Genomic DNA, 13790 nt, shown 5'->3' with positions numbered 1-13790 from the left:
AATCCTCGGATCCGTTGGAGAAAGAATTCCCGTGAGCTCGACCAATCGCACCGTGGTCGTCACCGGTATCGGCGCAACCACACCGCTGGGTGGCGACGCAGCCTCTACCTGGGAGGGCCTGATCGCCGGCAAGTCCGGCGTGAAGCCCCTGGAGCAGGACTGGGCGGCCGACCAGGCCGTCAGGATCGCGGCCCCGGTGGCCGTGGAGCCGACCGAGGTCATCCCGCGGCCGCAGGCCCGCCGGCTGGACCGCTCCGCGCAGTTCGCGCTGGTCGCGGCCCAGGAGGCGTGGAAGGACGCCGGCTTCGAGGCGAAGGCCGGCGAGGACCCGAACGTCGACCCCGACCGGCTCGGCGCGGTCATCGCCTCCGGCATCGGCGGCGTGACGACCCTGCTCGACCAGTACGACGTGCTGAAGGAGAAGGGCGTCCGCCGCGTCTCCCCGCACACCGTGCCGATGCTGATGCCCAACGGCCCGTCGGCCAACGTGGGCCTGGCCGTGGGCGCCCGCGCGGGCGTGCACACGCCGGTCTCCGCCTGTGCCTCCGGCGCCGAGGCCATCGGCTACGCCATCGAGATGATCCGCACCGGCCGCGCCGACGTCGTCGTCGCCGGTGGCACCGAGGCGGCGATCCACCCGCTGCCCATCGCCGCGTTCGGCAACATGATGGCGATGTCCAAGAACAACGACGACCCGCAGGGCGCCTCGCGCCCCTACGACGTCGCCCGCGACGGTTTCGTCCTCGGTGAGGGCGCCGGTGTCGTGGTCCTGGAGTCCGCCGAGCACGCCGCCAAGCGCGGTGCCCGGGTGTACGCCGAGGCGGTCGGCCAGGGCATCTCCGCCGACGCGCACGACATCGTGCAGCCGGAGCCGGAGGGCCGGGGCATCTCGCACGCCCTGCAGAACCTGCTGGAGCGCACCGACCTGGACCCGGCCGAGGTCGTGCACGTCAACGCGCACGCGACGTCGACGCCGGCCGGTGACATCGCCGAGCTGAAGGCGCTGCGCAAGGTGTTCGGCGACGACGCCGACCACATCGCGGTGTCCGCGACGAAGTCGATGACCGGGCATCTGCTCGGTGGCGCGGGCGGTGTCGAGACGGTGGCGACGGTGCTCGCGCTGTACCACCGGGTGGCTCCGCCGACGATCAACGTGGAGAACCTGGACCCGGAGGCCGAGGCGAACGCCGATGTCGTTCGGGGTGAGGCCCGGAAGCTGCCCGTCGACGGCCGCATCGCCGCGCTGAACGACTCGTTCGGGTTCGGCGGGCACAACGTGGTGCTGGCGTTCCGGACGGTTTGATCCTGAGCGTTGAGTGGCCCGGACTCCCTGGGGGAAGTTCGGGCCATTCGCCGTTCGTGTGACGTTTGTGCCGGGTGCCGGCCGGCGGGGGTGTTCGCGCAGTTCCCCGCGCCCCTGAGGGTGCGCCCCTGAAGGCGTTCACACCACCTGGTGCAGCCAGCGGACCGGGGCGCCTTCGCCTGCGTAGCGGAAGGGTTCGAGCTCGTCGTCCCAGGGCTTGCCGAGCAGCTTGTTGAGTTCGGCCTCCAGCTTGGTCTCCCCCTGACCGCTGCGCTGCAGGGCCGCACGCAGGCGGTCCTCGGGGATCAGGATGTCGCCGTGGATGCCGGTGACGGCGTGGAAGATGCCCAGGTCGGGGGTGCAGCTGTAGCGTTCGCCCTCGGCGGTGGGGCAGGGTTCCGCGGTGACCTCGAAGCGCAGCAGGTGCCAGCCGCGCAGCGCGGAGGCCAGTTTGGACGCCGTGCCCGCCTGGCCCTGCCAGGAGAACTCCGAGCGCCAGGTGCCCGGCGCGGCGGGCTGCCGGATCCAGTCCAGGCTGACGCGTGTGCCGAGCACCCCGGCGACGGCCCACTCGACGTGCGGGCACAGCGCGCGCGGCGCGGAGTGCACGTACAGAACTCCACGTGTCGTCACCGGAACCTCCGGGCAGAGCGGGACATCTTGCGAACGGGCGAACGGCTGTGACCGGGCGGGTCACGTTGATGGCGAGGCTACCGTGCGTCGGCGCAAGGAGTGTGACGTACGGTCGGTCCCGAGGCCGGGAAACTCCCGCCATTCACCCAGGGGGACGCTTGTACGGGTGTGAGCCGTTGCACCCGGCGGGCCGGGAACCCCCGTGCGTTGTCATGGGTGAGGGCGGGAACCACTCGGCGAGGGGATGGAGCAGGGATGCGGATGCGAGGCCACCGGGGCGTTCTGGCCGTGGTCGTGGCCGCCGTGGTCGGTGTCACCGGGTGTGACGCCGTGGGGGGCGACGCCGCCGCCCCGTCCCGGAGCGCCCGGCCGTCACCGGAGCGGACGCCCTCGTGGGACCCCAGCCCGCGTTCCGTCGCGGCCGTCGGGGACTCCATCACGCGGGGGTTCGACGCGTGCGACGTGCTGTCGGACTGTCCGGAGGCGTCCTGGGCGACCGGCGCCAGTACCGAGGTCGACTCGCTCGCCGTACGGCTGCTGGGCCGCGCCGGTGCGGCGGAACGGAGCTGGAACTACGCGGTGACGGGGGCGCGGATGGCCGACCTGCCCGGTCAGATGGCGCGGGCGGTGCGGCGGAAGCCGCAGCTGGTGACGGTGATGGTCGGGGCGAACGACGCCTGCCGGGCCACGCCTTCGGCGATGACCCCGGTCTCCGCCTTCCGCGCCGACTTCGAGGACGCGCTGCGCAGTCTGCGCAAGGCCCTGCCGAAGGCGCAGGTGTTCGTGGCGAGCGTGCCGAACCTGAAGCGGCTGTGGTCCGAGGGCCGCACCAGCCCGGTGGGCAAGCAGGTGTGGAAGCTGGGCATCTGCCCGTCGATGCTGGGGGACGCGGACCGGCTGGACGCGGAGGCGGATCGGCGGCGCGACACGGTGTCCGAGCGCGTCGAGGACTACAACAAGGTCCTCGAGGAGGTCTGCGCCGAGGACGAGCGGTGCCGCCACGACGGGGGCGCGGTGTACGACTACCGTTTCGGCACGGCCCAGTTGAGCCGCTGGGACTACTTCCACCCGAGTGTGAACGGGCAGGCGCGCCTCGCGGAGATCGCCTACCGCACCGTCACGGCGAAACGCCCCTGACCTAAGCTTCCGCACATGAACGAACTCTTCGGCACACTTTCCGACGGCACCGAGGTGTACCGCTGGACGCTGGAGCGGGCGGGCGTGCGGGTGCGGGTCCTGACGTACGGCGGGATCGTGCAGTGCGTGGAGGTGCCGGACCGGGAGGGGCACACCGGGAACGTGGTGCTGGGGTTCGGGGACCTCGACGGCTATCTGAACCATCCGGAGCCCTACCTCGGCGCCCTGATCGGGCGGTACGCCAACCGGATCGCCGGCGGGCGCTTCGTCCTGGACGGCCGGACGTACGCGCTGGAGCCCAACAACGGGCCGAACTCGCTGCACGGCGGGGCGCGGGGCTTCGACAAGCGGGTGTGGGACGCGCAGGCGGACGGGCGGCACGGCGTGCGGCTGTCGCGGACCAGTCCGCACGGCGAGGAGGGGTTCCCGGGGCGGCTGGAGGTCTCGGCGACGTACGCGCTCGACGGGAGCGGGGCGCTGCGGATCGCCTACGAGGCGGTGACGGACGCGCCGACCGTGGTGAACCTGACGAACCACAGCTACTTCAACCTGGCCGGCTCCGGTCACGCGGGCGGGCACGAACTGCGGCTGGCCGCCTCCCGGTACACGCCCGTCGACGCGGAGCTGATCCCGGACGGTGACCCGGCGGAGGTGACCGGCACGCGTTTCGACTTCCGCGAGGGGCGCAGGACCGGCACCGGCTACGACCACAACTTCGTGCTGGACAAGGGCGTGACCCCCGCTCCCGCCGAGGCCGCCGAGCTGTACGACCCGGTGTCCGGGCGGGTGCTGTCGGTGGCGACGACCGAGCCGGGTCTCCAGCTGTACACCGGTGACCACCTGACGGGGCCGTTCGCGCCGGGCGACGGGGTCGCGCTGGAGACGCAGCACTTCCCCGACTCGCCGAACCGGCCGGACTTCCCGTCGACCGTGCTGCGGCCGGGCGAGGTGTTCCGCTCGGAGAGCGTGTACCGCTTCGGCGTGCGGTAGGACCCGGGCGGGCGCCCGCCCCGGTCCGGGGGTCAGGTCCCGGACCGGGGCTGCCCGATGGGGAACTCGTCCCGTACCCGACGGTAATCCCCACGGTGGTCCCGCGGCCGGTGATCGGGCGCCCGGCCCCGATCCCGTACGAACCCTTCACAATCCGGACCTGGCGGTCCCCTGCCGGTCACCGTGCGATGCGGACCGCCGCACGGACTCCCGGCCCGCCCCATGGCGTGGGCCACCAACGTCACGCGATACTGCGGCCGTCCGCACCCCCACCGCGACGGAAGGCCCGAACCCCCTTGACCTCCATACGCGTTCGCCTCGGCGTCCTCGGCCTCGCCCTGCTGACCGGCCTCACCGTCCCCGCCGGGGCGAGCGCCGCCGGGACGGCCCCCTCCCCCACCGTCGAGGAACAGCGGCTGGACCGGGCGGCCCCGCAGGAGATCCTGCACCGCTCCGGCTTCGGCACCGTCGCCCCGCGGCTGGCCCGGGCACTGGAGACGGCCCGCACCTACGCGCAGGCCCGGCGGGCCGTCACCCGTGAGGGCACGGAGCTGTGGCGGCGGGCCGTGGACCGGGCGCAGGGGCGCGGTCCGGCCGGCGGGGACCTGAGCCGGGACGACGACCGGCCGCTGTACTGGGCACGGCTCGGCATGACGCGTGAGGTGCGCACCTGGACACCGCGGTTCGGCCTGACGGAGGAACAACGCGCCGCGCTGCTGAAGGAGCTGGAGCGCACCTCGCGCGGCCAGACGTCCGTCCGGTATCCGCACGGCACGGGGCTGAAGCGGATCCTGCTGACCGGCTTCGACCCGTTCACGCTGGACCGGGACGTCCGCATCTCCAATCCGTCGGGCGCCACCGCGCTCGCCCTCGACGGCACGGTCGTCGAGACGGCAAACGGGCCGGCCCGGATCGAGACGGCCGTGTTCCCGGTGCGCTGGCGGGACTTCACCGAGGGCACGGTGGAGCGGGCGCTGCGGCCGCACCTGCCGGAGGTCGACCTGTTCACGACCGTGAGCCAGGGCCGCGTGGGACGGTTCGACATCGAGCGGACCAACGGGGCCTGGCGCGGCGGCTTCGGGGACAACGAGAACGTCGGCCGCACGGAGACCGTGCCCGTGAGCGACCCCGCCTCGCAGCCGCAGTGGACGACGACGACCCTGCCCCACGCGGCGATCGTCGCCGCGGACACGGGCCGGTTCCCGGTCTACGACAACACGAGTGTCACGGAGATCCCGGCGGGCGGCACCGAGCCCGTCGTCCGCCCCGGCGGGCCCACGCCGGGCTCGACCGCCCGTGCGGGCGGCGGCGGGGACTACCTGTCCAACGAGATCGCCTACCGGGCGACGCTGCTGCGGGACCGGCTGGGGCTGCACGACCGGCTGCCGGGCGGGCACGTGCACACCCCGGTGCTGCAGTTCGGCGCCGGGAACACCACCGGGGTCACCGACCCGGAGTTCGTGCGCAACCGGCTGGACATCATCGCCCAGGTGCGGAGGATCCTGACGGTGGCTGCGGAGAACTCGTAACGGCCCGGCCGTCCTTGCCGCCACCCTCGGTGATCTCCTCGCCCAGCAGGTCACGCGCCATGAGGGTGGCGCCCGCGACCGCGCCCGGCATCAGGAACACCGCGACGAACGGCACCAGGAAGGACACGGCCAGGGGGGTGCCGAAGCCCCAGACCAGGGTCTTGCGCTCGCGCAGGAGCCCGAGGCGGGAGCGCAGTTCGACGCCGCGGCGCTGGAGGGCGACGGCGGTCAGTTCCTCGGTGAGGAAGAACCCGGTGACGAAGAACCCGATCACCGGGACGGCCGTCTGCCCGACGACCGGGATGAATCCGCACGCGAACAGCAGCACGCCCCACAGGGCGGCCCGCACGACGATCCGCAGGCTGTCCCGGGCGGAGATCCACAACTCCCGCCAGAGCGGCAGGCCCGACTCGGGCGCGTGCCCGTCCGGGGAGACGTCGCGGTCGACCTTCTCGGAGAGGTTCTCGTAGAAGGGCTGGCCGATCAGCAGGGTCACGGCCGTGAAGGTCACGACGGCGAGGAGGAGGGCGAGGGCGAACAGCACGCCGGTGAGCAGACCGCGGAAGAGGCCGCGCCACGAGCTCGACCAGTCGTCGGCGAAGGGCGTCGCCCAGCCCACCGCGTCCTCGCCCCACAGCGCCAGCGCCACCAGCGCCGCTGCGTACAGGACGAGGGTGATCAGGCCCGGGAGCAGCCCGAAGCCGTACTGCCTGCCGTGCCGGGCCACCCATCGCTGGCCTTTGAGCAAGTACCGGAATCCCGTCCCCAGATCGCGCATGGGCACGACCCTATCCGGGTCGCCGTCCCAGGCTTGACGCGCTCCGGTCACACCGGTGTCACGGGCCGCCGGAGCCGGGCACCGCGCGGTCCGCGGGCCTCGGGTCCGGTCGGCGCCGACGCGCCCCGGGCCCCCGTCGAGACGGGCGGAAGGCCGCACCCCACGTCCGAGGGTGCGGCCTCCCCGTACGCAACGACCGTCCTCACACGAGCGTCACGGTGATGTTCCCGCGCGTCGCCTTCGAGTACGGGCACACCTCGTGCGCCTTCTCGATCAGCGCCCGTGCGGTGCCCCGGTCGGCCTTGGGGATGTCGGCCGAGATCTCGACGATGATCCCGAACCCGTCCCCGTTCTTGCCCAGGCCCACCTTCGCGGTGACGGTCGAACCGGTGAGGTCGGCGCCCTCCTGGCGGGCCACCACACCGAGCGCGCCCTGGAAGCAGGCGCTGTAGCCGGCGGCGAACAGCTGCTCCGGGTTGGTCCCGGCGCCGCTGCCGCCCATCTCCTTCGGCGGGTTGACGACGACGTCGAGCTTGCCGTCGTCGGTGGCCACCCGCCCGTCGCGCCCGTTCTCGGCGGTGGCGACGGCGGTGTACAGGACGTCGGACTGCTGGATCGGCATGCGGTTGTGTTCCTTCGGTCGTCCGCCGCGGCTCGCGCCCGGGCCGGGACGGATTCGGAAACAAGTTACCGCATGCCGGAATCCCGCCGGAAGACGTCAGAGCTTGACGATCATCTTGCCGGTGTTGTCGCCGCGCAGTACGCCGAGGAACGCCTCGAGGTTGTTCTCGATGCCCTCGACGACGGTCTCCCGGTACTTCAGCTCGCCGGAGGCGACCCAAGGGGCGACCTCCTGGACGAACTGCGGCTGCAGGTCGTAGTGGTCCCCGACCAGGAAGCCCTCGATGCGGCCGCGGGTCTGGATGAGACGGGCGAGGTTGCGCGGACCCGGGGCGGGCTCGGTGTCGTTGTAGACGGAGATCATGCCGCAGACGGCGATCCGGCCGCCCTGGTTGAGCGAGCCGATCGCGGCCTCCAGGTGGTCGCCGCCGACGTTGTCGAAGTAGACGTCGATCCCGTCGGGGGCGGCGGCGCGCAGCTGCTCGCCCACCGGCCCGTCCTTGTAGTTGAAGGCGGCGTCGAAGCCGTACTCCTCGACCAGCAGCTTCACCTTCTCGGCGGACCCGGCGGAGCCGATGACCCGCGAGGCGCCCTTCAGCTTGGCGATCTGCCCGACCTGGCCGCCCACGGCCCCGGCGGCGCCGGAGACGAAGACGGCGTCGCCCTCCTTGAAGGCGGCCGTGCGCAGCAGACCCGCGTAGGCGGTGAGGCCGGTCATGCCCAGGACGCCCAGGTACGTCGACAGCGGCGCGGCGTCGGCGTCCACCTTCACGGCGTTCTTGGCGGCCACCACGGCGTACTCGCGCCAGCCGAAGAAGTGCAGCACGTGGTCGCCGACGGACAGGCCCTCGGCGTTCGAGGCCACGACCTCGCCCACCGCGCCGCCCTGCATGACCTTGCCCAGCTCGAACGGGGCGACGTACGACTTCGCGGCGCTCATCCGGCCGCGCATGTACGGGTCCACGGAGAGGTACGTGTTCCGGACGAGGACCTGGCCCTCACCGGGCTGCGGGACCTCCGCCTCGACCAGGGCGAAGTCCTCCGGCTTCGGCCAGCCGACGGGACGGCTCAGCAGGTGCCACTCGCGGCTGACGGCGGGGAGGGTGGGGGTGTCGGTCATGGTGCGCCTGTCCTCACGTGCGGGAAGCGAACGTTTCAGTACCTGAAACAACCATGCTCCTGAATATTTCAGCTTGTCAAACAAACGGGTACCCTGAGCGGCATGGCCTCCCCCACGTCGACCACCAGGAATCCCGCCGGCCGGCCCGACCCGCTCACCCTCGAGGTCGTCGAGCTGATCGGCGAGGTGGTGGCGCGCTTCCACGAGGACTACGAGTCGGCGGCGGCGGAGCACGCCCTGACGGGCGCGCAGGCGAGGTTGCTGAGCCTGCTGTGTCTGGAGCCGCTGCCGATGCGGCGGCTGGCGCGGCGACTGAAGTGCGAGCCGTCCAACGTCACCGGCATCGTGGACCGGCTGGAGGCGCGGGGCCTGGTGGAGCGGCGGCCGGATCCGTCGGACCGCCGGGTGAAGGTCGCGGCCGCGACGCCGGAGGGTCGGCGGGTGGCCAGGAGCCTGCGCGAGTCCCTGCGGTTCGCCCGTGAGCCCCTGGCGGGACTCTCCGAGGACGAGCGGGTCGCGTTGCGGAACGCGCTGCGGAGCATGCTGGGCTGAGCCCGGGCGGTCCCGCCGCGGCCCGCACCGGCGCGCCAGGAGGGCCTGGCGGGGAACCCGGACGCACCCGGGAGCCGGGGCCGGACGGCGGGAGTGCGAGCGCGCTGCGGGAGCCGGGGCGGAATTCGGGGCGGACGGCAGGCGGGCGCGTTCGGAGCCGGCCGGGCGGTGGGGAAGGCGCGCTCAGGAGCCGAGGCGGACAGCGGGGAGACAGGCCCGCCCAGGAGCCGGGTCGGCCAGCGCGGGGACGTGGGTCCGCCGGTTCCGACGCGGGCAGCGGAGGCGCGGGTCCCCCTCGGAACCGGCGCGGCGGCGGCGCGTGTGGGCGCGTGCGGGGGATGGGTCGGGCGACGGAAACGCGAGTCCGCCCGAGAGCCGGTCGGGCGGCGGGGGCGTGGGTCCGCCCGAGAGCCGGTCGGGCGGCGGGGGTGTGTGGCGCGTTCGGGGATACGTCGGGCAGCGGGGACGTGAGTCCGGCCGAGAGGCAGGGCGGGCGGCGGGGGTGTGTGACGCGTTCGGGGGGGTGGGGCGGGCGGTGGGTTCTACGTGCACCACCACAGGAACCGCTTGCACGGCCGTGACGGGGACGGTTCCGGCTTCGGAGCCTCGGTGGTCGGGTCCGACGACGGGGTCGGTGCCGGGGCGGGCGGGGCAGCCGTGTCGCCGGACGCCGGGCTGCCGGGGGCAGTACTGCCCGCCGGCCCCGTCTGGGCCTCCTTCGACGGCTCGCCGCCCGGGGACTTCGACGCCTCGTCCTTCGCGGACGGCGAGGGCGACGCCGAGCCCGACGGATCCACGGAAGGGGAGGCCGACGCGGCCGCGGCACCGGACGTGGCGTCCGGACCGCCCGTCTCCGCGCCCGCCCGCCCGACCTCCGCCGACGCGCCGCCGTCCGCCGACGCCCCGCCTGCGGCCGCCGGTCTCGGTGCCGAGTCCGGGGCGTCCATGCCCAGTTCGGCGAGGCTCAGCCCGCCCGCCGCGAGCACGAACCCGGCGACGACGAACAGGGTCCGGCGCCGCCGTCGCCGGTGCGCCGCGGCCTTCCGGTCCCGGCGGCTCGCACCGCCCGGGCCGTCCGCGCCGGATCCCGCTCCGCGCCCGCGCCGCCGGGCGGCCCGCCCGGAGGGACCTTGGGAGCCCTCGTCACCGCCCTGACCACCATGACCGCCGTCGCCGCCGTCCTCGTCGTACGCGTCACCGCCGTCCTCGTCGTACGCGCTGTCCCGGCCGTCGTCGTACCCGTCGGCGTGCTCCTCCACGTGGCCGTCGTACCGTCCGGCGGGCCCGCCGTCGTGCTCGCCGCCGCTCCCGGTGCGGACGCGGCCGTCGGCCGACATGCCCCGGGGAACGGGACGTCGGCCGTGAGACCCGTGCGCGCCTTCCCCGTGGGACGGAGTGAGGGCGTACGCCGTCCCGGGCCGCGGGTCGTGCCGCGGCAGCGCTTGGGCCGGGGCGCCGCATCCCGGGCAGGCCAGCGCGCCGTTGAGGTGCCGTCGGCACGGGTCGCAGTAGTCCATGACGCGGGAAGGTTAGATTCCGCGTGGGTCGTGTTCCTGGAAGCAGCCGTGAAGGTTCTGTGCGGACAGTCCCTCCCCGGGGTTTCGAATCTGTCGAAACCGTTATGCGCGCGACCCATTGACACCCCTGCCGGACCGTCCTTACTGTCACGCCAGCATTTCGAACGCGTGCCGAAATATCGAACACCACGGCACGCGGGGGAAACTGACGGAAACCGAGCCGACGAAGCAGCGAGGACAACCGCCGTGCGCATCACCGGAATCAGCACACACGTGGTCGGGACGCCGTGGCGCAACCTGACGTACGTCCAGGTGCACACCGACGAGGGGATCACCGGAGTCGGCGAGACCCGGATGCTGGGTCACACCGACGCCCTCCTCGGCTACCTGAGGGAGGCGGAGGCCAACCACATCCTCGGCTCGGACCCGTTCGCGGTCGAGGACCTCGTCAAGCGCATGAAGTACGGCGACTACGGCCGCGCGGGCGAGATCGTGATGTCCGGCATCGCGGTGATCGAGATGGCCTGCTGGGACATCAAGGGCAAGGCGCTGGGCGTCCCCGTCTGGCAGTTGCTGGGCGGCAGGGTCACCGACAAGGTCAAGGCGTACGCCAACGGCTGGTACACCACCGAGCGGACCCCGGAGGCGTACCACAAGGCCGCCCAGGGCGTGATGGAGCGCGGCTACCGGGCGCTCAAGATCGACCCTTTCGGCACCGGCCACTTCGAGCTGGACCACAAGGACACCCTGTACGCGGTCTCCCTGATCGAGGCGGTCCGGGACGCCATCGGCCCGGAGGCCGAGCTGATGCTGGAGATGCACGGCCGCTTCTCCCCGGCCACGGCCGTGCGCCTGGCCCGGGAGCTGGCGCCGTTCAACCCGGCGTGGCTGGAGGAGCCGGTGCCGCCGGAGAACCTCAAGGCGCTGGAGAAGGTCGCCGCCAAGGTCGACATGCCGGTCGCCACCGGTGAGCGCATCCACGACCGGATCGAGTTCCGTGAGCTGTTCGAGAGCCAGGCCGTCGACATCATCCAGCCGGACGTCGGCCACATCGGCGGGATCTGGGAGACCCGGAAGCTGGCCGCGACGGCGGAGACCCACTACATGCTGGTCGCCCCGCACAACGTGGGCGGCTCGGTGCTGACCGCCGCCTCCCTCCAGGTCGGCTTCACCTCCCCGAACTTCAAGATCCTGGAGCACTTCAACGACTTCGCGGACGCGGAGATCAAGAAGGTGGTCAAGGGCGCCCCGCAGGTGAACCCGGAGGACGGCTGCTTCCACCTCTCCCACGCCCCGGGTCTGGGCGTGGAGCTGGACGTGGACGCCGCCGCCGAGTTCCCGCAGCAGCAGGCCCGTTTCGACCTCTGGGCGGAGGGCTGGGAACAGCGCAAGCCGAAGGGCACCCTGTGACCGTCCCGCTCCCGGCGCCCCGGTGCCGGCCCCGGAGACCTGCGACGACCGGAGGAGCCACGTGAGCACCGCGGTAGTGATCGACGCCCCGGGCGAGCACCGCCTGGTCCCGCACGAGCCCCGGCGGCCCGCGGCCGGTGAGGCGCTGGTGCGGGTCCACGCCTGCGGGATCTGCGGCAGCGACCGCGAGGTCCACCAGGGCAACCGCCCCGAGGGTTATGTGCGCTATCCGCTCACCCCGGGCCACGAGTGGTCCGGGACGGTGGAGGCCGTGGGCGCGGACGTCCCCGCCTCCCTGGTCGGCCGCAAGGTGGTCGGGGAGGGCTTCCGCAACTGCCAGGTCTGCGACCGCTGCCACGCCGGGGAGACGACCCTGTGCTCGGCCGGGTACGAGGAGACCGGGTTCACGCAGCCGGGCGCGATGGCGGCGACCCTGACCCTCCCGGCGCGCCTGCTGCACGTGCTGCCGGACGACTGCGACCTCACGGCGGCGGCCCTGCTGGAGCCGGCGGCGTGCGTCGCGGCGGCCGCGCTCAAGGCCGGTGCCCGGCCCGGCGAGCGCGTGGCGGTGGTCGGCACCGGCACGCTCGGGATGTTCGCCGTGCAGTTCCTGGCGGCGACCTCGCCCGGGGAGCTGCTGGTGGTGGGCACCCGCCGGGACCGGGAGGCGCTGTCGCGGCAGTACGGGGCGACGGACTTCCGCGCCAAGGACCAGGACCTGCCGGACGACGTCGACGTGGTGATCGAGACGGCCGGGTCCGCGGACGCCGCCCGGATCTCCGCCGGCCTGCTGCGGCGCGGCGGCCGGCTGGTCCTGACCGGCATCCCGGCGTCCGGGGCCGACGGCCTGGACCCGACCGACCTCGTCGTACGGCAGCTGGAGGTGCACACCGTCTTCGGTGCGCCGCCGGACGCCTGGGCGCACACGGTGCGGGTGTTCGCAGCGGGGTTGCTCGACCCGCTGCCGCTGGTGACGCACGAGTTGCCGCTCGCCGAGTTCCCGCAGGCCATCGAGCTGGTCGGGGCCGGCGACCCGAAGGTGGGCAAGGTGCTGCTCCGCCCCTAGCCGTACGCCGGTACGGGGGCGACCTGACGGCCTCCGTACCGGCGTACACCAGCCGCGCGGCCGGGACCCGCCCGCCCTCGGCCCGGGGTCGCCGCATCCGGCGCCGGCGTGCCGTACCCAGAGCCGCGAACCTCGTCCGACATATCGAACACGAAGGACTCTCCTGTGACCGACGCTTCCGCCCCGGCCGCCCGCAGGCCCGGTGAGCAGGCGCTCACCGCACTGGGCCTGAACGCGCCCGCCCCCGACCCCGCCGACGCCTCGCCGCACACCTTCCCCGGCGGCGGCCGGTGGCGCACCGAGATCCCCTCGTGCGAGGGCCCGGAGGCGCTCGCGGTGGTACTGAAGGAGGCCTCCCGGCTGGACGTGCCGATCCACCGGATCAGCCAGGGCAGCGGCGTGTGGATGCTGACCGACGCCGAGATCACCGAGATGGTGGAGGCGACGGCCGAACGCGACATCGAACTCTGCCTGTTCACCGGCCCGCGCGGCACCTGGGACATCGGCGGGTCCACCCGCACCGACTCGCGCGGCGCCGGGCTGCGCGCCCGCGGCCACGACGCCGTGGCCGGCTGTGTCGAGGACGCGGTGCGGGCCACGGAGCTGGGCGTGAAGTGCCTGCTGGTCGCCGACGAGGGCGTGCTGTGGACGCTGCACCGGGCGCGGGTCGCCGGGATCCTCCCCGCCGACACCACGCTGAAGGTGAGCGCGCTCATCGGCCCCGTCAACCCGGCGGCGTACGCGGTCCACGAGCGGCTCGGAGCCGACTCGGTCAACGTGCCGAGCGATCTGACGCTGGATCACCTCACGGAGATCCGGCGGGTGTCGGCGGCCCCGATGGACATGTACATCGAGGCCCCCGACGACCTCGGCGGCTACGTCCGCATGTACGAGGTCGCCGAACTCATCAGGCGGGGCGCCCCGCTGTATCTGAAGTTCGGCCTGTCCAAGGCCCCCGGCATCTACCCGTACGGGCACCACATGCGGGAGCTGACGCTGGCCACGGCGAAGGAACGCGTGCGGCGCGGCCGGCTCGCCCTGGACCTCCTGGCCCGGCACGGCGCCGACGGCGACATGGCGCCCCTCGGCTCCCGACTGCCCGGCGCACTGCAACGGTTCGAAATCTCGTCATAA

13 protein-coding genes are annotated in these 13790 nt (G+C 73.2%); 8 read left to right on the top strand and 5 right to left on the bottom strand.

Features of this window, described 5'->3' with window-relative positions; translation table 11 throughout:
- The first annotated feature begins 31 nt into the window (after positions 1–31).
- Complete coding sequence (gene fabF / locus Q5694_RS04900; protein WP_333930767.1) at positions 32–1303, top strand: beta-ketoacyl-ACP synthase II; 1272 nt, start codon at positions 32–34, stop codon at positions 1301–1303.
- Between the two features lie 138 nt (positions 1304–1441).
- Here the strand turns inward: fabF and Q5694_RS04895 are convergent, their stop codons facing one another.
- On the bottom strand, positions 1442–1936 hold the full coding sequence (locus Q5694_RS04895) for a DUF3145 domain-containing protein (protein ID WP_333930766.1): 495 nt from the start codon (positions 1934–1936) through the stop codon (positions 1442–1444).
- Positions 1937–2191: 255 nt separating this feature from the next.
- Between Q5694_RS04895 and Q5694_RS04890 the strand changes: the two genes are divergently transcribed.
- The 3 genes from Q5694_RS04890 to Q5694_RS04880 all read left to right on the top strand — a co-directional run bounded on the left by Q5694_RS04890 (position 2192) and on the right by Q5694_RS04880 (position 5592).
- Positions 2192–3073: an SGNH/GDSL hydrolase family protein gene (locus tag Q5694_RS04890; protein ID WP_333930765.1), complete on the top strand. Its 882-nt coding sequence runs from the start codon at positions 2192–2194 to the stop codon at positions 3071–3073.
- Between the two features lie 15 nt (positions 3074–3088).
- Positions 3089–4063, top strand: a complete 975-nt coding sequence (locus Q5694_RS04885; RefSeq protein ID WP_333930764.1) for an aldose epimerase family protein — start codon at positions 3089–3091, stop codon at positions 4061–4063.
- Between the two features lie 296 nt (positions 4064–4359).
- Positions 4360–5592, top strand: a complete 1233-nt coding sequence (locus tag Q5694_RS04880; RefSeq protein ID WP_333930763.1) for a pyroglutamyl peptidase — start codon at positions 4360–4362, stop codon at positions 5590–5592.
- Here Q5694_RS04880 and Q5694_RS04875 read toward each other — a convergent pair.
- From Q5694_RS04875 to Q5694_RS04865, 3 genes are all read right to left on the bottom strand, one after another.
- A complete protein-coding gene (locus Q5694_RS04875; protein WP_333930762.1) occupies positions 5543–6370 on the bottom strand; it encodes an EI24 domain-containing protein in 828 nt (275 codons plus the stop codon). The two genes, Q5694_RS04880 and Q5694_RS04875, sit on opposite strands and share 50 nt — an antisense overlap.
- Positions 6371–6572: 202 nt before the next feature.
- Positions 6573–6992, bottom strand: a complete 420-nt coding sequence (locus Q5694_RS04870) for an organic hydroperoxide resistance protein (protein WP_333930761.1) — start codon at positions 6990–6992, stop codon at positions 6573–6575.
- A 96-nt stretch (positions 6993–7088) separates the two neighbouring features.
- Positions 7089–8111, bottom strand: a complete 1023-nt coding sequence (locus Q5694_RS04865) for an NADP-dependent oxidoreductase (protein WP_333930760.1) — start codon at positions 8109–8111, stop codon at positions 7089–7091.
- A 102-nt stretch (positions 8112–8213) separates the two neighbouring features.
- Between Q5694_RS04865 and Q5694_RS04860 the strand changes: the two genes are divergently transcribed.
- Positions 8214–8663 carry a MarR family winged helix-turn-helix transcriptional regulator gene (locus tag Q5694_RS04860; protein WP_333930759.1) on the top strand — a complete coding sequence of 150 codons (450 nt, stop codon included), beginning with the start codon at positions 8214–8216 and terminating at the stop codon, positions 8661–8663.
- Positions 8664–9205: 542 nt separating this feature from the next.
- Here the strand turns inward: Q5694_RS04860 and Q5694_RS04855 are convergent.
- Positions 9206–10180, bottom strand: a complete 975-nt coding sequence (locus Q5694_RS04855; RefSeq protein WP_443040816.1) for an SCO2400 family protein — start codon at positions 10178–10180, stop codon at positions 9206–9208.
- A gap of 246 nt (positions 10181–10426) precedes the next feature.
- On the opposite strand from Q5694_RS04855, the gene Q5694_RS04850 reads away from it, so the two are divergent.
- From Q5694_RS04850 to Q5694_RS04840, 3 genes are all read left to right on the top strand, one after another.
- Positions 10427–11590: a mandelate racemase/muconate lactonizing enzyme family protein gene (locus Q5694_RS04850; RefSeq protein WP_333930757.1), complete on the top strand. Its 1164-nt coding sequence runs from the start codon at positions 10427–10429 to the stop codon at positions 11588–11590.
- A 61-nt stretch (positions 11591–11651) separates the two neighbouring features.
- Positions 11652–12656 carry a zinc-dependent alcohol dehydrogenase gene (locus tag Q5694_RS04845; RefSeq protein WP_333930756.1) on the top strand — a complete coding sequence of 335 codons (1005 nt, stop codon included), beginning with the start codon at positions 11652–11654 and terminating at the stop codon, positions 12654–12656.
- A 165-nt stretch (positions 12657–12821) separates the two neighbouring features.
- On the top strand, positions 12822–13790 hold the full coding sequence (locus Q5694_RS04840) for a hypothetical protein (RefSeq protein ID WP_333930755.1): 969 nt from the start codon (positions 12822–12824) through the stop codon (positions 13788–13790).

It is taken from the genome of Streptomyces sp. AHA2 (genome assembly GCF_036857595.1).
GTDB lineage: Bacteria > Actinomycetota > Actinomycetes > Streptomycetales > Streptomycetaceae > Streptomyces.
This window is presented reverse-complemented; position numbering and strand designations above follow the sequence as displayed.

Coding starts and splice junctions, on each gene's coding strand:
- Q5694_RS04890 (WP_333930765.1), top strand. CDS start 2,192: ATGCGGATGCGAGGCCACCGGGGCGTTCTGGCCGTGGTCGTGGCCGCC.
- Q5694_RS04885 (WP_333930764.1), top strand. CDS start 3,089: ATGAACGAACTCTTCGGCACACTTTCCGACGGCACCGAGGTGTACCGC.
- Q5694_RS04875 (WP_333930762.1), bottom strand. CDS start 6,370: ATGCGCGATCTGGGGACGGGATTCCGGTACTTGCTCAAAGGCCAGCGA.
- Q5694_RS04870 (WP_333930761.1), bottom strand. CDS start 6,992: ATGCCGATCCAGCAGTCCGACGTCCTGTACACCGCCGTCGCCACCGCC.
- Q5694_RS04865 (WP_333930760.1), bottom strand. CDS start 8,111: ATGACCGACACCCCCACCCTCCCCGCCGTCAGCCGCGAGTGGCACCTG.
- Q5694_RS04860 (WP_333930759.1), top strand. CDS start 8,214: ATGGCCTCCCCCACGTCGACCACCAGGAATCCCGCCGGCCGGCCCGAC.
- Q5694_RS04855 (WP_443040816.1), bottom strand. CDS start 10,180: ATGGACTACTGCGACCCGTGCCGACGGCACCTCAACGGCGCGCTGGCC.